Origin of the sequence: Pseudomonas sp. NPDC087615, from assembly GCF_044743445.1 — a bacterium.
Taxonomy (GTDB): Bacteria; Pseudomonadota; Gammaproteobacteria; order Pseudomonadales; family Pseudomonadaceae; genus Aquipseudomonas; species Aquipseudomonas baetica_A.
This window is the reverse complement of record NZ_JBIUWM010000075.1, coordinates 1-21,587: the sequence shown is the minus strand read 5'-3', so window position 1 is coordinate 21,587 and position 21,587 is coordinate 1. Positions and strand designations below refer to the sequence as shown.

Sequence of the window (21,587 nt, the reverse complement as noted above, 5' to 3'; positions counted from 1 at the left end):
AACCACCTGATCCCATCCCGAACTCAGCAGTGAAACGATGCATCGCCGATGGTAGTGTGGGGTTTCCCCATGTGAGAGTAGGTCATCGTCAAGATCGAATTCCGAGACCCCTGTCTGCTAACGCAGTCAGGGGTTTTCTCGTTTAAGGGCTTACTGCTTTATGAGCCTTGCTAATGTGTCGAACCTGCCATTTGCGCCACCTGGTATAACGCTAGTCACTGGCGAACCCCCCAATCAAAACACCGAACACTGCAATCATCATTTGTCGAGTGTGCTTGACGCTCTAGCAGTGGTCAGAAAACCTTCCGCGACACAGGCTCTGGATCACCGTTCGGCGGGAATCTGGCAGAAGTGACGTCCATTTCGTGCAAAGCCCTAAGATTTCTGCGAAACGTGCCGACAGACTGGTGAGACATGCGTGCACCAAAGTAGAGCAGACAGTAGAACGCTGCTTACGCTGTTACATGGAATGTTGCATCCCGGAACGCATCCCCACATTTGTCATAAGAAGTCCCATGAAATGAATCTCAAGTTCAGCCATAAAATCCTGCTGGCCGCCTCGGGCGTCGTGGTCCTGGCGTTCGCGCTGTTCACCCTCTACAACGACTATCTTCAGCGAAATACCATTCGCCAGAACCTGCAGTCCTCCGTGCAGCAAGCGGGCGATTTGACCGCCAGCAGCGTGCAGAACTGGATGAGCGGGCGGATTCTGGTTCTGGAGAACCTCGCGCAGAACGTTGCCCACCAGGGCAAGGACGCTGACTTTCCGGGGCTGGTTGATCAACCAGCCTTCACCTCGAACTTCCAGTTCACCTATGTCGGTCAGGCCAACGGTGTGTTCACCCAACGCCCTGACGCAAAGATGCCGGACAGTTACGACCCGCGGCAGCGCCCTTGGTACAAGCAAGCAGTGGTCGCCGACAAAACCATGCTGACGCCGCCCTATATGGCCGCTGTCGGCGGACTGGTGGTGACCATCGCCATGCCGGTGAAAAAGAACGGTGAACTGCTCGGCGTGGTCGGTGGTGACCTGAGTCTGGAAACCCTGGTGAAGATCATCAACTCGGTGGACTTCGGTGGTTTGGGTCATGCGTTCCTGGTCAGCGCCGACGGTCAGGTGATCGTCAGCCCGGATAAAGATCAGGTGATGAAGAACCTCAAGGACATCTACCCGAACTCGAGCGTGCGCATCGAGAAGGGCAACCAGAACGTGGTGCTCAACGGCCAGGAACGCATCCTGTCGTTCACCCCGGTCAGTGATCTGCCGAATGCCGAGTGGTACATCGGTCTGTCGATCGATCGCGACAAAGCCTACGCCGCACTCAGCCAGTTCCGTACTTCGGCGCTGATCGCGATGTTCGTTGCCGTGAGCGCCATTGCTCTTCTGCTGAGCCTTTTGATCAACGTGTTGATGCGCCCACTGACCACCATGGGCCGTGCAATGCAGGACATCGCCCAGGGCGAAGGTGATCTGACCCGTCGTTTGGTGGTCGAGAGCAAAGATGAATTCGGTGAATTGGGCAGTGCGTTCAACCAATTCGTGGAGCGGATTCACGCGTCGATTTCCGAAGTGTCTTCGGCCACTCGCCATGTGCATGATCTGTCGCAACGGGTGATGGCATCGTCCAACGCCTCGATCGTCGGCTCCGACGAGCAGAGTGCGCGTACCAATAGCGTGGCCGCAGCGATTAACGAGTTGGGCGCCGCCACGCAGGAAATTGCCCGTAACGCCGCCGATGCCTCGCAGCACGCCAGCGGTGCCAGCGAGCAGGCTGATGATGGCCGTCAAGTGGTGGAGCAAACCATTCTGGCAATGACCGAGCTGTCGCAGAAGATCAGCCTGTCGTGCACCCAGATCGAAACCCTGAATGCCAGCACCGACAACATCGGCCACATCCTCGATGTGATCAAAGGCATCTCGCAGCAGACTAATTTGCTGGCGCTCAACGCCGCCATCGAAGCGGCGCGTGCCGGTGAAGCCGGTCGTGGTTTTGCGGTGGTGGCAGACGAAGTGCGTAACCTTGCCCATCGCACCCAGGAATCGGCGGAAGAGATCCACAAGATGATCACTTCCCTGCAGGTCGGTTCGCGTGAAGCGGTGAGCACCATGAACGCCAGTCAGGCGTCCAGCGAGCAGAGCGTTGAAGTGGCCAACCAGGCCGGTCTACGCCTGGTCAGCGTCACCCAGCGTATCGGTGAAATCGACGGCATGAACCAGTCGGTGGCCGCCGCCACCGAAGAGCAGACCGCTGTGGTGGAAACACTCAACGTCGACGTTAACCAGATCAACCTGTTGAATCAGCAGAGCGTGGCTAACCTCAACGAGACGTTGAAGGATTGTGATGCGTTGTCGCAGCAGGCGAACCGGTTGAAGCAGTTGGTCGACAGTTTCAAAATCTGACCTGAAGTCAGATCGCGTTATCGTTCTTCGCGAGCAAGCCCGCTCCCACAGGTTTTTTTGGCGCACACAATATTTGTGTAAGACCAAGATCCTGTGGGAGCGGGCTTGCTCGCGATTGCGGTAGTTCAGTCACCGCTGAACCAAAGCCTTAAACAAACAGCTTCAAAACATTCCCCATCGCATCATCGGCAAACCCCTGCACAAACGCCTTGAACCCCGGCAGGGCCTCGGCTCCACCATTGGCAGGCTCGGCAATGATCGTCCAGGTCGCCCGCGACTTGCCTTCGCCCAGCGATTCCACATTCATCGCTGCCCACAGATTGGCCACGCCCAAGGTGTTGTAGATCGTCGTCCAGGTCATGCACCGTGCCTGTTCATCGCGGGAGTTGAGCTGTTCAACCACCACGTTGCCATCCTTGAAGCATTTCTTGCGCAGCGAAGCCACGCCCTCGCCGGTCATTTCGATGTGCGACAGCGCCGGAATGAACCGGTCGAAACCGCCGAAGTTGCCAACCACCGCCCAGACGTGTGCAGCGTCGGCCGGCACTTCCACTGAAGAGACGACGTGGCAGCCGTGCGGGTTTTTGATCAGGGTGTCCGGTTGCAGAGTGCTCATGGTGTTGCTCCTTTTTGATGAACTAGATGAAGTTGATTTCTTTCAGGTAATCGCAGCCGCGACGCAGCAGCGCCGGGGATTTTTCCGGGTAGTGCGCGCCCATTTGCTGTACGCCGGCCTCGGCGTTGGCGTGGCCGATCAGGGAGATGTCGCCGATGTCTTCCTCGAAGCCGTTGAGGTAGAAACCGAGCACGCCGAACAGTGCGTTGTCGGCATCGACTCGCCCCAGTTGCTGCTGCCAGTCGGCGACGCTGACCAGCGAGAACTCGCTGCCGGTTTCGCGGAACGAGGCGACGTAGGCATCCCAACTCAGGGGCTCGGGGTTATGCAGGTTGAACACCGCACGCTGCGTCGAGTAACGGCTGGCGTGGAAGGCGATGAAACGGGCGAGAAAGTCCACCGGCATCAGGTCGAAATTCAGCGCGAAGGCCGGCACCTGACCGAGCTGGATCGAGCCTTTGAGCATCAGCATCAAGCGGTTTTTGTGCGGCTGGCAGACACCGCTGAGGCTGTTGAAACTGATGTTGCCGGGGCGATACAGATTGACCCTCACCCCAAGTACTCGCGCTCGTTCGAGAATGCGTTCGCCTACCCACTTCGACAGGTTGTAGCCGTTGCGGATGTAGATCGGTGGCGTCGTTGCGGCGGGCAGTTCCAGCACCCGGCCGGCGTCATCGACCGTGCTTGAGGCCGACAGCGTCGAGACGAAATTGAAGATCTTTTTGCTGCGCCCCTCGCACAGGCGCAGCAAGGCGAAAATCGGCTCGACGTTGTCCGCCGCCAGCGACTCGTAATCGAGTACGTGATTGACGTTGGCGGCGTTGTGCACCAGTGCGCCGAACTCGCGATCAAGGCGTTGATAATCGTCGTCAGCCAATCCCAGTTGCGGTCGAGAGATATCTGCCGCATAGACACGCACTCGACTCAGATCCAGATGTTCGAGGCGGTTCTCGCGCAACGATTGTGCAAAGCGCTGCGCCGCCGTTAGCCCGCCGCCATCACGTACCAGACACGCCACTTCGCTCGCGCCCCAACCGAGCAGCGCCTCGACGATATGTACGCCGACGAAACTGTTGGCGCCGGTGACGATCACCTTGTGTACATCGCCCATGCGGCTGATCGGCAGCGGCTCGATTTCCAGCGCCCGTTCGGCATCGGCCATGGCCTGAGCGCTGAGCACGGCGCTGGCATCGCTGCCACGCACCAGCGTCGCCAGTTTGATGATGGTTGGCCGTTCGATGAAGCGGTTGATCGAGATGCTGCGGCCGAACTCCTCACGCAAGCGCAGCAACATCCGCGAGAGCAAAATCGAATGCCCACCGAGATTGAAGAAGCTTTCGTCGGTGCAAATATCACCGGGCGGCAGCTCCAGCAGTTGCGCCCAGATCTCCAGTAGCAGGGCTTCGTCGGCATTCGCCGGCAGGCATTTCGGGCCGCTGTCCTGGACGCTCACCGGCAGATCGAGCAGCGCTTTGCGGTCAACCTTGCCGTTGCTGGCGAACGGCATGCTCGGCAGCTCGGTCCACGCCACCGGTTGCATGTAGTCCGGGAGAAACTGCTGGGCGTGGGCCTTCAGCGCTTCACGTGCGGCGTCCGATTGAGGCTGGGCGAGAAACGCCAGAATCCGCCGCTGACTGTCGATCACCACGGCGATTTGTCGGTACAGCTGACTCTCGCGCAGGCAACGTTCGATTTCTTCCGGCTCGACCCGGAAACCGCGGATCTTCACTTGATTGTCGCGCCGCCCGCACAGTTCGATACCGTGCTCGCCCCACCTGGCCATGTCGCCGCTGCGGTAGGCGCGCAACGACTGGCCATCCGGCAGATTCAGGGTCAGGTAACGCTCGGCAGTCTGCTCTGGATTGTTCAGGTAACCGAGGCAGACGCCGGGACCGACGATGAACAGTTCGCCCACGGTGTGCTCGGCCACCGGTTGCAGATCGTCATCAAGAATCAGCACTTGGCTATTGGCGATCGGTGCGCCGAGGGTTCGATTGCTGTCGCCGGGTTTGAGCTGGCGAGCGGTGATCAGCACGGTGGCTTCGGTGGGGCCATAGAGATTGTGCAGTGTGCCCTGGCGGGTCAGTTGCTCGATGACGAACGGCTCACAGACATCGCCGCCGGTCATCACCTGCTGCACGCTTTGCAGTTGCTCCAGCGGCAGGATGCTCAGTAGCGCCGGCGGCAGAAACGCGTGGGTCAGTTGCCGACGACGGATGAGCGCGACCAGTTGCAGCGGATCACGCCGTTGCGTGTCATTGGGCACCACCAGTTCGGCGCCTTCGAGCAGGGTCGGGAAAATATCGATCAGTGAGGAATCGAAGCTCAGCGAAGAGAACTGCAACACCCGACTCTCGGCCTGCAGTTGCGTGTAGTCGGCGTACCACGCGGTGAAGTGCGCGAGATTCGCCTGACTGAGCAGTACGCCCTTCGGATGCCCGGTGGTCCCCGAGGTGTAGAGCGCCATGCACGGTGCGTCGAGTTCCGGGCGCTGGCGCATCAGAGGTTGGCCGAGATAGGCGTCTGTGCTGTCGATATGGCTGACATTGAGCCCCGGCATTGTTTCGCTCAGCGGATGTTCACCGTCATGCAACAACAGCAAGGCGCCAGCGTTTTCCAGGATGTATTGCTGACGCTGCAACGGATGGCTCGGCTCCAGCGGCAAGTACACCGCGCCGCTGCCGAGAATCGCCAGTATCGAGGCGAACAGTGCAGGGCTTTTCGGCAGGCAGATGCCGACCACCCACGGTTGTGGATGCTGGTTGAGCAGCGGTTGCAAGCGTTGTTGAATCGCCCGGCTGTGAGCGTGCAACTGGCGGTAGCTGATCGACTGCTCGGCGACGTGCAGCGCTGGTCGTTCGGCGTGGCGGATCAGGCTCTGTTGCAGGCGTTCGATCAGCGGAGTCTGTGCCTGTTGCAGCAGCGCCGGATGCGCTGTGGCGTTGAGGCGATGAACGTAGGCCAGGCTGTCGAGGAACAGCAGGTTTTCCACCTGTTCAAAGTCCGGCGCAGCAACACACGCAACCTGTTGGAAATATGACTCATCACGGGAGAAGCGGCTGACCAGCAATGCCACCTCGTCGACCACATGTGCCAGGGCCCTTTGGCGCAGCGATTGGCCGTTGCCTGAAGGCTCATCTGCCATCGGCGTGCGGCTGATCAGTGACGAGCCGAGAAAGCACAGCAGGTCGAGTGTCGGCAAACCTGCAATACCTTGTGCATCGACACCCAGGCGCAGATGCAGGTGTGGAATGGCGCAGAGATCGCCGGCTGCAATGAAGCCATCATCGATGATCAAATCCACCGTCGATTTCGCTGCGCCGTTGCGCCGCAATGTATGCCCGTGTTGTTCAAGTTCCACCGCCAGGTCGGCCATGGCTTGGCTTGTGCCAATCAGCAAAATGTCGAGACGTTTCATGTCGGCCTCCTCTTCAAACCAGATAGTCGTGCAGGGCGTGCTGGACACACGGCGTGTCGAGCAGCGAGCTGTTGTGGAAGAGCTTCACGATGTTGCCGACCAAGGGGTGGTGGCGGTTGATCGGAAAGGCCAACCCGGCCATTTCGCTCTTGAGCGAGTGGCGCGTGGCGTCGTTGATCGGCAGTGCATCGATCAGGCGCAGGTCGAAGGATTTCTGGATGTCGTTGGTCAGGTAATGTTCGATGAACACCGGCAGAATCTGCGCGATGGTTTCGCGATCTGCCTGGCCTGCGGTGTGCCAATAGATGCGCACCATCCGCGCCCAGAAACTTGAATGGCGACCCTCGTCCAGCAAGTGGTCGGCCATCAGGCCCTTGATCGATGGCTTGACCGTATCGTCCCGGGCGAACGCCGCGACGTCACCGGTCACGGTGTTTTCCGCGATGGCCACGCAGATCAATTCCACGGCGCTGCGCAGGTGCTCAGGTGCCAGCGCAACGGCAGCCGGAATCGCCCGGCTCAGCTCGATTTCATCGGGCAACTGAATCGGCTCGATGCCGGTCATGGCCACCGTTTGCTGCATGAAATCCATTGCCACCAGCGCGTGGTAATCCTCGTCCACCACCACGGTCATCGCGTCGTAACGACAGGCAAACGGGAAGGGCACGGCGAAACGGTTTTTGGCGATGCTGCGGGCGGTCTTGTCGACGATTTCGGTTTCGAAGATCACAACGTCGTTGATGAACTTGTACAGCGTCTGCACCAAGGCGAAATCACGCTGCTGCGGGCATTCGCGCAGGAAGGTGTCGCAGAGCACCAGCGGTTGGCGGCTGAGCGGATAGATCAGGCGCTGGTCGTCCTCCAGTACCCGTCGCGGGCGGGTACGGATGGTTGCGCGGCTCTCCCACGCCTCGGCGAAAGATTGGTAATCGGCGGCATTCATCGGGCCGCCTCCGCCAACGGTTCACGCATGCTCAGGCGCAGGCCGTCCCACAGTGCGATGCGGCTTTCGACGGCGGCCATGGCGCTGGCGTAAACCTCGCTTTCTCGCTGAGGGTCGCCGTCGACGAGCCTTTCAAGAAGCTGTTCCGCCGCCGGGCCGTGATCCTCGGAGTCGACTTCGATGTGCCGCTCCAGGTAATAGCGGAAGGTCGGCGCCTGTTCGATGCCGATGCCCCAGTCGTCGAGGATGCGCTGGAACATGGTCGGGATCACACTTTCGCGGCCATGCAGGAAGGCGGCGGCAACACTGTGTCCCGGTGCATGCAGGGCAATGCGTAACGTGTCGCGGACAAACTGCGCGGCGGCCGGATCGACCTCGACGCTTTGCAGTGCCACGTCATAGCTCACGCCTTCTTGCTGCAGCGCGACGAAGCGTTCCACAGCCGAGGTACTCGCACCGACTTCGCGCATTGCATCCAGGTACAACTCGAAATGGCTGTAATGACCATGGCTCAAGCAGTCGTCGGATTCTTCACCGAGGACAATTTCATTGATCAGACGTGCGGCATGGGGATCACGCGGTGGCAGCCAGGGCAGACGGGTACAAGTCAGTTCCTGTTGCAGGCGTTTGGTCAACGACATGAAATCCCACACGGCAAACACGTGGGTCTCCATGAAACGTTGCAAAGTACTCAATGAGTCGATTTCGCCAAAGATGGGGTGAACGCTAAGTTCGGCTTTCTTCTGGGCAAGTTGGTGCTTTATTTGAGACATGACGGGCCTTTATCCTTGATATGAAATGGGACAGCTCTTTCAACTGCACAATCAATGGAACAGCGGCTTGTTATTCTTTTTCCAGGCGTACGGCAGCCTCATACAAATCAGTGAAGTTGGATGTATGTATGTGTAGAACGGCGCGGCAGCCGGACTGGGCGTTGCCATCCCTTTACTTATAAGGTTGGTCTGCGCCCCGCTGGTGCGGGAAGTTCAAGCTCGGCGAGGAAAAACTAATACAACGCCAAACAAATTAACAAGTGTAATTTTAATTATTTTTAGTTGTCGTTTTTTCAAGTATGAGTGTGCTCGATAAAACTATTTGAATAAGTTTTATTGGGGCGAAGTTGCTCCTTTCGGACAACAAAGGCCAAAATGGAATAAACAGAGTGAATGCCTCACTCGAAGCAACTTTGTGATGAAGAGATTTAAGTTATTTGAAGGGATGAAAGTGGGCGATGAGGGGCGCCGATTCTTTCCTTTTCCCGTGACAAGGCTCCTTCCGTAGGTTCCTGTTGCGGGGACTGCGCCGGCGGTGCGGTGCGTCGCCCGTTCTATTTAGGTTGGCCGTTCAAAAGTGAGGGTAAATGGCCGCCACGGCTATTACCGATTCGCCACCGCAGGGGTGCAAGTTTCGGGCTGATTGACGCAGGGAGGTTAGAGCGAAGGGGTGTAGATGCCAGCGTATTCGTGGCCGGTGCGCGGAGGATTTGTAAGCGGGTTATTCGCCGGGCAGACATGCAAGTCTGTGCCCGGCGTGCAGGGATCAACGAGTGGCTTTGCGGTTTTGTGCGGCAGAACTGGCGAGATACTGGGTGATGACGTGGACACCACGGTTGAGGTGCTGTTCGAGCAGAGCGATCGAGCGTTCGACATCACGCTCGATCACCGCTTGCAGCATGGCGCGATGGTCGTCCTGAGACAGCTTGCCCAGGCCCATGGCGTCGAGGTTGAAACGCAGGAAGCGCTCCTCTTCGTTGAGTCCGTCCTCCACCAGACGCAACAGCCGCTGGTTGGGCGCCTTGCAGTACAACGCCATGTGGAACAGGCGGTTGAGCTGGCCGATTTCCGTGTAATCGTGTTGAGCCTCTAACGCTTCGATGTAAAGGGCTGCCTGTGCGTGATCAGCGTCGGTCAGCAATGGAATCGACTGACGCATGGCTTCGGACTCGAGCAGAATGCGCAACTCGTAGGTTTGCGCGGCATCACCCTGAATCAGCGGGGCCACCACGGCACCTTTGTGCGTGGTAACGCTCAGCAGTGCCTGCGCTTCGAGCTGGCGCAAAGCTTCGCGCACCGGCATGCGGCTGACACCGAACAGATCGGCGAGATCCTGCTGGCGCAGGGCTGTGCCACACGGTAAACGACCATCGAGGATGGCAGCACGCAGGGTCTCTTCGATCGTCGAGCGAGCCAAGTGAGCGGGAATCGGCCCATCGACTTTGATGCTCTGCAGCGGTTTGGGCTTCTGAGTCACGACTACGCACCCTGTATGTCGACTGAATTTGGATCCAAATGACACTAGAGATTGCTCTACAGGTTGTCAAACCGTGTAGAGGAACTCCGTCACATTTGAAGTTTAGCGCGTCGTGGATGATCTCATGGTGCCATTGTTTTTTCCCCGGCTAAGCTTCACCATCAAACGCTTTCATTCCTGCCTCCTGGAAACCTGCTGTGGCGGTACGTTTCGCGATCCCCCGGACGTTGCGCTGGTTAGGCTGCGCACTGCTGCTGGCCGGCCTCATGCTGGGCGGTCTGCATGCCGATTGGGATTTTTCGGCGATCAGCCGCAAGGCTACGGCACTCTATGGACCGCTGGGCGCAGGGCAGCAGCGGATCGATGCCTGGCAAAATCTGCTGGCGACGCAGAAACAGGTCAGCGAAATGGACAAGCTCAAGGTGGTGAACCTGTTTTTCAACAAACAGGTGCGCTATGTCGAAGACATCGACCTGTGGCATGAGGTCGACTATTGGGAAACGCCGATCGAAGCGCTGTGGAAGGGCGCCGGCGACTGTGAAGACTATGCGATCGCCAAGTATTTCAGTCTGCGCCACCTGGGCGTTTCCAGCGACAAGCTGCGCATCACTTACGTCAAGGCACTGCGCCAGAACCGCGCGCACATGGTGCTGACTTACTATTCCACGCCCGACGCCATGCCGCTGGTGCTCGACAGTCTGATCGATCCGATCCAGCCTGCGTCCCAACGAACCGATTTGCTGCCGGTCTACTCTTTCAATGCCGAAGGTCTTTATTTGCCGGGGGCCAAGGGCAACAAAAAGGTCGGCGACACCAAACGCCTGTCGCGCTGGCAGGATGTGCTGAAAAAAATGCAGGCCGAAGGTTTCCCGGTCGAAACGATTAACTAGGAGCACGCGCTCAGATGTCTTTGTTCAAACAGCTGTTGATCGCTATCTGTCTATTCCTGGTGGTCGCCTTCACCGGCAGCTTCATGGTCAGTCTGGAGAGCTCGCGCACCCAGTACGTCAACCAGTTGCGCTCCCACGCTCAGGACGCGGCGACGGCGCTGGCGTTGTCGTTGACGCCTAATATCGACGATCCGGCGATGGTCGAGTTGCTGGTCAGTTCGATTTTCGACAGCGGCTATTACGCGAGCATCCGCGTGGTTGATCTGAAGACCGACAAGACCATCGTTGAGCGCAGCGGCATCCCTGCCGTTACCAACGTGCCCGACTGGTTTGTCAAACTGATTGGTCTGGAGCCCGCTGGCGGTGATGCGCTGGTCAGTCGGGGTTGGGAGCAGGCGGCAAGAGTTGAAGTGGTCAGTCACCCGATGTTCGCCCTCGCCAAGCTGTGGCAGAGCGCGCTGGGCAGTCTTGGCTGGTTGCTGATGTGCGGCGCCGTCAGTGCCGTACTCGGCGCGCTGTTGCTGCGCCGGCAATTGAAACCGCTGGATTACATGGTCCAGCAGTCCCATGCAATTGCCCGGCGCGAATTTCTCAGCCTGCCGGAGCTACCGCGCACACCCGAGTTGCGACGCGTGGTGCTGGCCATGAACCAGATGGTCGAGAAGCTCAAGGCGCTGTTTCAGGAGCAGGCCGAGCGCAGTGAAAAACTGCGTACCGAGTCCTATCAGGACAACCTCACGGGGCTGGCCAACCGGCGCTATTTCGAGATGCAGTTGAACAATCGGGTGAGTAACCCGGAGCAGGCCAGCTCCGGTTACTTGCTGTTATTGCGGGTCAAGGACCTGGCCGGGTTGAATCAGCGTCTCGGCGGTCAGCGCACGGATGAATTGCTGAAAGCGGTTGGCGAGCAGCTCTCCCGCGAGTGCGCCAGATACCCGGAAACCCAGAACCTCGTCACCCGTATTCGCGGCGGTGAATTCGCCGTGCTGGCGCCGGGTCTGGTCCGTGAGGAAGCGCTGCAACTGGCGCAGAGCCTTGATGCCGCGCTGGGTAGCTTGCACGCCACGGGCGCTACCGATGTAGCGGCGGTGGCGTCGATTGGTCTGGCACCGTTTGCCCACGGCGATTTGCCGCAAGCCGTGCTCAGCCTTGGCGATCAGGCGCTGGCGCAGGCAGAGGGGCAGGGTGAGCAGAACTGGGCGTGTATTGATCACAGCTTCACGTCTGACGTTGGCGACGACCATCACGCCTGGCACCGTTTGCTCGATCAGGCGTTGAATCAGCGGCGTTTCGAGCTGTTCTTCCAACCGGTGGTGGCCGCTGAAGACACGCAGTTTGTGCTGCACTACAAAGTGCTGTCGCGGTTGCTTGATGATCAGGGCCAGACTATTGCGGCCGGGCGTTTCCTGCCGTGGCTGGAGCGTTTTGGCTGGACCGCGCGACTGGATCGCCTGATGCTCGAACGCGTGCTTGAGCAGATGAAGGAGCATGAGGATTCGCTGGCGCTGAACCTGTCGTCCGCGACGTTGGCCGATCCGCAGGCGTTGAACAAAGTCTTCGAGATTTTGCGGGCCCATTCCAATCTGGGGGAGCGTCTGACCCTGGAAATAGGCGAAGAGCAATTGCCGGAGCAAGCCGTACTGGAACAGTTGACCCGGCGTCTGCGCGAGCTTGGTTTCTCCCTGAGTCTGCAGCGTTTCGGCGGGCGCTTCAGCATGATCGGCAACCTGGCGCGGCTGGGGCTGGCGTACTTGAAGATCGATGGCAGCTACATTCGTGCGATCGATCAGGAGAGTGACAAGCGCTTGTTCATCGAGGCGATCCAGCGTGCAGCGCACAGCATTGATCTGCCGCTGATTGCCGAGCGTGTGGAGACTGAAGGGGAGTTGGCGGTGATTCGCGAGATGGGTTTGTATGGGGTTCAGGGGCAGTTGTTGGGTGGGCCCAAGCCTTGGCGGTGATCTTTTAGTTTGGCGGCGTCACGGATGCCGCTTTCGCGAGCAAGCCCGCTCCCACAGGGGATTTGAGTTGTTAACCCGCTCCCCTGTGGTAGCGGGCTTGCTCGCGAAAGGGCTTGAAGATTGAGTCTTCAGATCAACCCGCCCTCATCCTCATCAATCAACTGACTCAACCCGCCCAACGCCTCACGCGCCTGGGTCCGGTCCATCAGTTTGGCCTGGGCGGCCGGTGGCAGGTCGGTGACGCGGATCACGCCTTTCTGGGTCAGCACCTGAATCAGGTCGTCGAGTACCCGAATCATTTCAAAGTCGCTCTGCTTGAGCTGTTTGAGGCTGTTTTCCACGGCTTCGTTGGCGTACCACGCCTGGATTTCGTGGTGGTCGGCGGGCAGCGTTTCCGTGGCCTCGGCGTAGGCCGCGGCTTCCACGCGAATCAACTGGCCTTGCGCATCGCGTTGCACGTAAAACATTGAGCATCCCTCAGAAATGAACCAGCGTCATGCTGTCAGCAGCATAGCCAACCGCACGCGAGTATGCGGTACGGCGACGAAATCGTCACCGGGGCGGTAGTCGCAAACGTGACGGCCGCCCCATTGGGGCGGCCGTTTTGTTCACGGATCAGCTGTTGTTGTGGTCGACTTTGATGGTCGGATCGCTACCGGCAATCAGGTTGTGAATGTTGGCGCTGGACCAGTTGTTGCCTTCCAGTTTGATCGTCACGTCCGGTGTTGCGGCGGCGGTATCGCCCGAGTTGAACTTGCCGCCCGAGCTGACTTGCAGCGACGACACGCCATCGACCGTGGTGATTTTCAGGAAGTTGTCGATGGTGCTGCCGGTTTCGCCCTGCAACAGATCACGCAGGTCGATGCGGTCACCTTCGCTGGCCTTGAAGTCCTTGATCACGTCGTTGCCGGTGTCGCCCGCCTTCCAGACGAAGGTGTCGGCACCGGAACCACCGATCAGGATGTCGTTGCCCTGCCCACCGATCAGCGTGTCGTTGCCGGTGCCACCGAGCAGGATGTCATTGCCTTTGCCGCCGTCGAGCAAGTCGTTGCCGCCCGAGCCGAACAGAATGTCATTGCCCGCGCCGCCCAGCAGGGTGTCGTTGCCGTCATGCGCACCGGACACATCGAACGCCTGATAGTGCTCGGTGATGTACTGGTGCACATTGCTGGTGGTGACTTTGCTGACGTCGACGCCGGTTTCCTTGGCCACGAACGCCTGCATCGCCTGATAACCCTCGCCGGCAATGCCGTTGAAGCTCACCAGATCGCCGAACAGGATGTCGTTGCCGTTGCCGCCGCTGACAGTGTCGTTGCCTGGCATCGTCGCTTCGGTGTGGCCGATGATCGAGTTGGCCAGGTCCTTCGGATCGATGTTGGTTTGCGGCGTGTGGTCTGAGTCGTACGGCTTCAGATCGTTGAGGCTGACGCCGCTGTTGATACCGATGGCCTCGACGTTCGACAGACCGCTGAGCAACGTGAAGCTACTGTTGGAGTTGCTGGTGGTCGACGAGTCGGTGCTGTTGCCGGTGCCGGCCAGGCTCGACAGCTCATAGGTACCGTCGCCCTGAGCGTGAATAGTGCCCAGACTGCTCCAGTTCCAACTGCCATTCTTGTACGTCTGCAATACCACGCTGCCGGCGCTGTTGATGCTCAGGTAGTGGGTGTTATCGATGTAAGTGCTGAAGGTGTCGCCCAGCTTGTAGTTGCTGGTCGTCACCACGCTGTCGAGCTTAACGCTGCCATACAGTGTCGGGTTGGTCTGCTCGCCGTTCTGATAGTAGGTCGGCTGGCCATCGGTGATGAAGTACGTGAGGTTCTTCGCCCCGGTGTTGGCCACCGCTTCAGCGCTCTGGAAGAAGTTGGCCGTGGTCTTGAACACGTCCTCGTAGTTGGTGCCGCCGCCGGACGTCATCGAGTCCAGCACGGCCTTGAGCTTGGTCAGGGCGTCCGGGTCATTGAGGTTCACCGACACCGATTTGTTGACCTGGGTATCGAAGTCCACCAGGAAGATGTTCACCGTGCCCGAATTGCTGCCGCCCAGGCTTTGCTTGAGGGTGTTGAACACCGATGTCAGCGAGTCCTTGGCCGCGTTGATGGACGAAGTGCTCATACTGCCGGAGCTGTCGACCATGAACGCGATGTTGTAGTTGGTGCCCGGCACGACGGTCAGACCGCCGATGTCGGCAACGATGATGTCGTTGCCATCGGTACCGATGACGGTGTCATCGGCCGAAGTGGCGACGATGGCGTTGTAGACCGCCGGCACCACGGTGACCGGAATGGTCGCCGTGCTGCTCGCCGAGCCGCCGACCTGTTCGGTGGAGGTCGAGGTCACGGTCAGGTTGAACTGGCCGTTGTAGTACGGCGGTGGCGTGACGGTCAGGCTGCCGAGATTCCAGCCGGTGACGTTGGCATCGCCGCTGGTCGCGGTGACGGTAAAGGTATGGCCCGCGCCATCGCTGAGCACCGAGCCGACCGGTGCGCCGCTGATCTTCACGCTCAGGGTTTCCGAACCATCGGTGTCGGTCAGCGCAGTGGAGACCGCCGACAGTTTGACCGTGGTGCCTTCGGCGCCAGTGTTGAGCTTGAAGCCGTCGTAATAGCCTTCGCCGTTGGTGCCGTGCAGATCGGAGACGGTCACGCCGGAGTTGATCAAGTCCTGCACGCCGGTGTAGATCGGCACGCCGGCGCTGCTCAGGTCGATCGCCGTGCCGCCGTTGACCGACAGGTTGACGTCGTAGCTGCCAGGACCGTTCTGGTTGTGGTGGTAGATGTCCAGGGTGTAGTAACCGCTGGTGGTCGGGGTGAACGAACCGTTGAGGTTGCCGCCCGCGCCCCACGTCGTGGCAGCCACGTTTTTACCGCCGATGGTCACCAGCAAGCTGTCATCGCCGACACCGCTGAAGGTGTAGGTCTTGCCTGCTTCCAGATAGATCAGGCCGGATGTTTTCGAGGCGGTACCGGCGGCTACACTGCCGTCCGACTGCACGTTGGTCACGGTGCCGCTGGAATTCGGTGTACCGGCGCCGTCGATCACGTTTTTCAACGTGGTCGAATCCGCACCGTTGCCATTGGTGCCCAGACCCGAGAGACCGGTCCAGACTTCCTTGATCAGCCCGGTGGACTTCACGCTGTTGTCGGCCACGCTCACGGTCGGAGCATCCGCCACTGGCGTGATGTCGATCTTCACGGTGCCGGTGTTGCCCAGCAGTTGGCCGTCGGTTGGCTGGAACTTGATCTGTGCGTAGTCAGCCTGGTTATTGCCCAGGCCGGTGCCGCCGTAACCGTTCACGCCCGACTCGTTGGCATCCGGCATGAAGCGCAGTTTGCCAGCGTCGATGTCGGCCTTGCTGAAGGTCTGGTTGGTGGCGACGTCTTTCCAGGTCGAGCCGTCCAGATACTGCAGTTTGCCTTCACCCGGCAGTTGAGTGATTTTCACGCCCAGGCTGCTGGCCGGGCTGTCGACGTCGGTGACACCGAAAGTCGACCAGCCGAGGATCAGCGGCGTGTCTTCGGTGCCGGTGACGTTGACCGGTGCCGCTACCGGCGCATCATTGACTGCCACCACGTTAACCGTGGTAGTCGCGGTGTTGGAGTAGTTGCCGCCATCGGTCACCTTCACGGTGATGATCCGCGGCACGGTGCTTGGGTCCTCACTGTTGTTGGTGAAGCTGATGTTCTTGATCGCCTGCATGTAGTCGGCCAGCGTCGCGTTGCCCGACAAGGTCAGGGTAACGGTGCCGTTGGTGCTGTTGGCATTGATGGTGATGCCGTTGACGCTGTTGCCCAGGTTCAGCGCATCGCCGTCCTGACGGTTGGTCAGAGTGACGGTCGCGCCCGTCAGCAGGGTGCTGTCCGGATCGGTGATGCTGATGTCGGTGTCGGCAATCGACACGCCCGCACCCGGAGTGTTTTCGGTGAAGGTCACCTTGTAGTCGGCACCGGTCGCGCCGCTGGAGTTGTTGGCGTCCAGATCGAGAACCGGCGGTGCATCGTTGTCGATGATCGAGGTGCTGACGCTGCCATTGGTGCTACTGACGGCGAGGTTCTCGAAGTTGCCGCCAGTGGCCGAGTCGATCTTGACCACGAAGTTCTCGGTGCCTTCGGTGATCTTGTCATCGATGGTCGCGACGTTGAACTGCGCACTGCTGGCGCCCGCCGGGATCTTCACGGTGTACACACCGGTGAAGTCCGAACCGTCGGCAGCGGTGCCGCTGTAAACGATTTTCAGGGTCACTTCGGTTTGCGCCGGGTGGGTCAGGCTGACGGTGTAGCTGGCGGTCTGGCCTTCGGTTACCGAGGTACTACCGGTGATGCTGACAGTGGTCGTGTCGATGGTGTCGGTAACGTTGGTCACGGCTGGTGTGTTGCTGGTCACCAGATTTTCGAAGTTGCCGCCGCTGGTGCCGGTGATGGTTGCCTGCACGGTGCCAGCATCTTTGTAGACGTCGTCAGCCGGCGCTGGAACAGTCACGGTGCCCGTGGTTTTACCGGCTTCGATGGTGATCACTGCGCCGTTGGACAGAGTCACGGTGACTGGCGAGCCAGCGGCGTTGGTCAGGGTCGCGGTGTAGATGATCTGGCCACCTTCGGCCACTGTGCCGGTCGCAGTCAGCGACAGGTTGGTGGTGTCGATGGTGTCGGTCACGGTGGTGCTGACCGGTGTTTTGTCGGCCACGAGGTTTTCGTAGTTGCCGCCGGTTACGTCAGTGATCGAGTTGGTCAGTGGCGCATGACCGGTCAGCGCGTCATTTGGCGCAGTGGTGGTCACGGTGCCGGTGGTTTTGCCGACTTCGATGGTGATGTTCTGACCATTGGCCAGGGTCACGACGACTGGCGAACCCGTGACCGGGGCGCCCACGGTGGCGGTGTAAGTGACGGTGCCGCCTTCTGCTGCGGTGCCGGTGGCGCTCAGTTTCACCGACGTGGTGTCGATGGTGTCAGTGACGCTGGTCACGGCTGGGGCGGTGCTCGGCACCAGGTTTTCGAAGTTGCCGCCGCTGGTGCCGGTGATGGTTGCCTGCACGGTGCCAGCGTCTTTGTAGACGTCGTCAGCCGGCGCTGGAACAGTCACAGTGCCGGTGGTTTTACCGGCTTCGATGGTGATCACTGCGCCGTTGGACAGAGTCACAGTCACTGGCGAGCCAGCAGCGTTGGTCAGGGTGGCGGTGTAGACGATTGAGCCGCCCTCAGCCACGGTACCGGTCGCTGACAGCGACAGGTTGGTGGTGTCGACGACGTCGGTGACGGTGGTCGAAACCGGAGTTTTGTCGGCCACGAGGTCTTCGTAGTTGCCGCCAGAAACCCCCGTGATCGAGTTGGTCAGCGGGGCGTTACCGGCCAGCGCATCGTTCGGTGCAGTGGTGGTCACGGTGCCAGTGGTTTTGCCGACTTCGATGGTGATGTTTTGGCCGTTGGCCAGGGTCACGACGACTGGCGAACCGGTAACCGGAGCACCAACAGTGGCGGTGTAAGTGACAGTGCCGCCTTCAGCCACGGAGGTATCGGCCGTCAGTTTGACGGTCGAAGTGTCGATGGTATCGGTCACTTCAGTCACGGCCGGAACAGTGCTTGGCACCAGGTTCTCGAAGTTGCCGCCCGTGGCAGTCGAAATGGTTGCTTCGACTTTGCCGGCGTCTTTGTAAACGTCATCGGCTGGAGCCGGAACGGTCACAGTGCCCGTGGTTTTGCCAGCGTCGATGGTGATCACTGCGCCGTTGGACAGAGTCACGGTGACTGGCGAGCCAGCGGCGTTGGTCAGGGTGGCGGTGTAGATGATCGAGCCGCCCTCAGCCACGGTACCGGTCGCTGACAGCGACAGGTTGGTGGTGTCTACGACGTCGGTGACGGTGGTCGAAACCGGTGTTTTGTCGGCCACGAGATTTTCGTAGTTGCCGCCGCTCACGTCAGTGATCGAGTTGGTCAGCGGGGCGTTACCGGCCAGCGCATCGTTAGGCGCAGTGGTGGTCACGGTGCCGGTGGTTTTGCCGACTTCGATGGTGATGTTCTGGCCGTTGGCCAGGGTCACGACGACTGGCGAACCGGTAACCGGAGCACCCACAGTGGCGGTGTAAGTGACAGTGCCGCCTTCAGCCACGGAGGTATCGGCCGTCAGCTTCACAGTCGACGTGTCGATGGTGTCGGTCACTTCAGTCACGGCCGGAACAGTGCTTGGCACCAGGTTCTCGAAGTTGCCGCCCGTGGCAGTCGAAATGGTTGCTTCGACTTTGCCGGCGTCTTTATAGACGTCATCGGCTGGAGCCGGAACGGTCACAGTGCCGGTGGTTTTACCGGCTTCGATGGTGATCACTGCGCCGTTGGACAGAGTCACGGTGACTGGCGAGCCAGCAGCGTTGGTCAGGGTGGCGGTGTAGACGATTGAGCCGCCCTCGGCGACCGAGTCGGTCGCGCTGAGCGACAGGTTGGTGGTGTCGACGGTATCAGTCACGGTGGTGCTGACTGGTGTTTTGTCGGCCACGAGATTCTCGTAGTTGCCGCCGCTCACGTCAGTGATCGAGTTGGTCAGCGGTGCCTGGCCAACCAATGCATCGTTAGGCGCGGTGGTGGTCACGGTGCCAGTGGTTTTTCCGACTTCGATGGTGATGTTCTGACCATTGGCCAAGGTCACGACGACTGGCGAACCGGTAACCGGAGCACCAACAGTGGCGGTGTAAGTGACGGTGCCGCCTTCAGCAGCCGACTCGGTTGCGGTGAGTTTGACGGTGGTGGTGTCGATGGTGTCGGTGACGTTGGTAACCGCCGGAACGGTGCTCGGGACCAGGTTCTCGAAGTTGCCGCCGCTGGTGCCGGTGATGGTTGCCTGCACGGTGCCAGCGTCTTTGTAGACGTCGTCAGCCGGCGCTGGAACAGTCACAGTGCCGGTGGTTTTACCAGCCTCGATGGTGATGACGGCGCCGTTCGACAGAGTCACAGTCACTGGCGAGCCAGCGACGTTGGTCAGCGTCGCGGTGTAAACGATCGAACCGCCCTCGGCAACCGAGTCGGTCGCCGTCAGGTTCAGGTTGGTGGTATCGACGACGTCGGTGACGGTGGTCGAAACCGGTGTTTTGTCGGCTACGAGGTCTTCGTAGTTGCCGCCAGAAACCCCCGTGATCGAGTTGGTCAGCGGGGCGTTACCGGCCAGCGCATCGTTCGGTGCAGTGGTGGTCACGGTGCCAGTGGTTTTGCCGACTTCGATGGTGATGTTCTGGCCGTTGGCCAGGGTCACGACGACTGGCGAACCGGTAACCGGAGCACCCACAGTGGCGGTGTAAGTGACGGTGCCACCTTCAGCAGTCGACTCGGAGGCGGTGAGTTTGACGGTGGTGGTGTCGATGGTATCGGTGACGTTGGTAACCGCCGGAATGGTGCTCGGGACCAGGTTCTCGAAGTTGCCGCCGGTCGCGGTGGAAATGGTTGCCTCGACCTTGCCGGCATCTTTGTAAACGTCATCGGCCGGCGCTGGAACGGTCACAGTGCCGGTGGTTTTACCGGCTTCGATGGTGATCACGGCGCCGTTGGACAGAGTCACGGTGACTGGCGAGCCAGCGGCGTTAGTCAGGGTGGCGGTGTAGACGATTGAGCCGCCCTCGGCGACCGAGTCGGTCGCGCTGAGCGACAGGTTGGTGGTGTCTACGACGTCGGTGACGGTGGTCGAAACCGGGGTCTTGTCGGCCACGAGGTCTTCGTAGTTGCCGCCAGAAACCCCCGTGATCGAGTTGGTCAGCGGAGCCTGGCCAACCAATGCATCGTTCGGCGCGGTGGTGGTCACGGTGCCAGTGGTTTTTCCGACTTCGATGGTGATGTTCTGGCCGTTGGCCAGAGTCACGACGACAGGCGAACCAGTGACCGGAGCACCCACAGTGGCGGTGTAAGTGACGGTGCCACCTTCAGCAGCCGACTCGGAGGCGTCGAGTTTGACGGTGGTGGTGTCGATGGTGTCGGTGACGTTGGTAACCGCCGGAACGGTGCTCGGGACCAGGTTCTCGAAGTTGCCGCCGGTCGCGGTGGTAATGGTTGCCTCGACTTTGCCGGCATCTTTGTAAACGTCATCGGCTGGAGCCGGAACAGTCACGGTGCCCGTGGTTTTACCGGCCTCAATGGTGATGACGGCGCCGTTGGACAGAGTCACAGTCACTGGCGAGCCAGCGGCGTTGGTCAGGGTGGCGGTGTAAACAATCGAGCCGCCCTCAGCCACGGTACCGGTCGCTGACAGCGACAGGTTGGTGGTGTCGACGACGTCGGTGACGGTGGTCGAAACCGGAGTTTTGTCGGCCACGAGGTCTTCGTAGTTGCCGCCAGAAACCCCCGTGATCGAGTTGGTCAGCGGTGCGTTACCGGCCAGCGCATCGTTCGGCGCAGTGGTGGTCACTGTGCCAGTGGTTTTGCCGACTTCGATGGTGATGTTTTGACCGTTGGCCAGGGTCACGACGACTGGCGAACCGGTAACTGGAGCACCAACAGTGGCGGTGTAAGTGACGGTGCCACCTTCAGCCACGGAAGTATCGGCCGTCAGTTTGACGGTCGAAGTGTCGATGGTGTCGGTCACTTCAGTCACTGCCGGAACAGTGCTTGGCACCAGGTTCTCGAAGTTACCGCCCGTGGCAGTCGAAATGGTTGCTTCAACTTTGCCGGCGTCTTTATAGACGTCATCGGCAGGCGCCGGAACGGTCACAGTGCCGGTGGTTTTACCAGCCTCGATGGTGATGACGGCGCCGTTCGACAGAGTCACGGTGACTGGCGAGCCAGCAGCGTTGGTCAGGGTCGCGGTGTAGATGATTGAGCCGCCCTCAGCCACGGTACCGGTCGCTGACAGCGACAGGTTGGTGGTGTCGACAGTGTCAGTCACGGTGGTGCTGACTGGCGTCTTATCGGCGACCAGATCTTCGTAGTTGCCGCCGCTAACGCCAGTGATCGAGTTGGTCAGCGGTGCCTGGCCAACCAATGCATCGTTCGGCGCGGTGGTGGTCACGGTGCCGGTGGTTTTGCCGACTTCGATGGTGATGTTTTGACCGTTGGCCAGGGTCACGACGACTGGCGAACCCGTGACCGGGGCGCCCACGGTGGCGGTGTAAGTGACGGTGCCGCCTTCAGCCACGGAGGTATC

Annotated in this window: 9 protein-coding genes, 1 rRNA gene and 2 pseudogenes; 5 read left to right on the top strand and 7 right to left on the bottom strand. The window is 60.0% G+C overall.

Features of this window, described 5'->3' with window-relative positions; all coding sequences use genetic code 11:
• The 3 genes and pseudogenes from rrf to ACIOU6_RS25340 form a co-directional block, all read left to right on the top strand.
• Positions 1-94: ribosomal RNA gene (gene rrf / locus ACIOU6_RS25350) — 5S ribosomal RNA — on the top strand; the annotation flags it as partial.
• Positions 95-469: 375 nt separating this feature from the next.
• Positions 470-1,546, top strand: a pseudogene (locus ACIOU6_RS25345) (cache domain-containing protein); the annotation flags it as partial.
• A 69-nt stretch (positions 1,547-1,615) separates the two neighbouring features.
• Positions 1,616-2,401: a methyl-accepting chemotaxis protein gene (locus ACIOU6_RS25340; RefSeq protein ID WP_371857642.1), complete on the top strand. Its 786-nt coding sequence runs from the start codon at positions 1,616-1,618 to the stop codon at positions 2,399-2,401.
• Positions 2,402-2,549: 148 nt separating this feature from the next.
• On the opposite strand, the gene ACIOU6_RS25335 is transcribed toward ACIOU6_RS25340, so the two are convergent.
• The 5 genes from ACIOU6_RS25335 to ACIOU6_RS25315 form a co-directional block, all read right to left on the bottom strand.
• Positions 2,550-3,017, bottom strand: coding sequence for an SRPBCC family protein (locus ACIOU6_RS25335; RefSeq protein WP_401139282.1), 468 nt, complete (start codon positions 3,015-3,017; stop codon positions 2,550-2,552).
• 22 nt (positions 3,018-3,039) lie between these two features.
• Positions 3,040-6,435 carry an amino acid adenylation domain-containing protein gene (locus tag ACIOU6_RS25330; protein WP_401139280.1) on the bottom strand — a complete coding sequence of 1,132 codons (3,396 nt, stop codon included), beginning with the start codon at positions 6,433-6,435 and terminating at the stop codon, positions 3,040-3,042.
• Between the two features lie 13 nt (positions 6,436-6,448).
• Positions 6,449-7,378 carry a diiron oxygenase gene (locus ACIOU6_RS25325; protein ID WP_401139279.1) on the bottom strand — a complete coding sequence of 310 codons (930 nt, stop codon included), beginning with the start codon at positions 7,376-7,378 and terminating at the stop codon, positions 6,449-6,451.
• Positions 7,375-8,151: a DUF3050 domain-containing protein gene (locus tag ACIOU6_RS25320; RefSeq protein ID WP_221734310.1), complete on the bottom strand. Its 777-nt coding sequence runs from the start codon at positions 8,149-8,151 to the stop codon at positions 7,375-7,377. The genes ACIOU6_RS25325 and ACIOU6_RS25320 overlap by 4 nt, the downstream gene beginning before the upstream one ends.
• 766 nt (positions 8,152-8,917) lie before the next feature.
• A complete protein-coding gene (locus ACIOU6_RS25315) occupies positions 8,918-9,628 on the bottom strand; it encodes a GntR family transcriptional regulator (RefSeq protein ID WP_221734309.1) in 711 nt (236 codons plus the stop codon).
• A gap of 197 nt (positions 9,629-9,825) precedes the next feature.
• Here ACIOU6_RS25315 and lapG point away from each other — a divergent pair, with 197 nt between their 5' ends.
• Both lapG and lapD read left to right on the top strand, forming a co-directional pair.
• Complete coding sequence (gene lapG / locus ACIOU6_RS25310; protein ID WP_221734308.1) at positions 9,826-10,518, top strand: cysteine protease LapG; 693 nt, start codon at positions 9,826-9,828, stop codon at positions 10,516-10,518.
• Positions 10,519-10,532: 14 nt separating this feature from the next.
• A complete protein-coding gene (lapD, locus tag ACIOU6_RS25305; protein WP_401139276.1) occupies positions 10,533-12,479 on the top strand; it encodes a cyclic di-GMP receptor LapD in 1,947 nt (648 codons plus the stop codon).
• Between the two features lie 128 nt (positions 12,480-12,607).
• Here the strand turns inward: lapD and ACIOU6_RS25300 are convergent, their stop codons facing one another.
• Positions 12,608-12,946, bottom strand: a complete 339-nt coding sequence (locus tag ACIOU6_RS25300; protein ID WP_038369138.1) for a hypothetical protein — start codon at positions 12,944-12,946, stop codon at positions 12,608-12,610.
• Positions 12,947-13,094: 148 nt separating this feature from the next.
• Positions 13,095-21,587, bottom strand: a pseudogene (locus ACIOU6_RS25295) (LapA family giant adhesin); the annotation flags it as partial.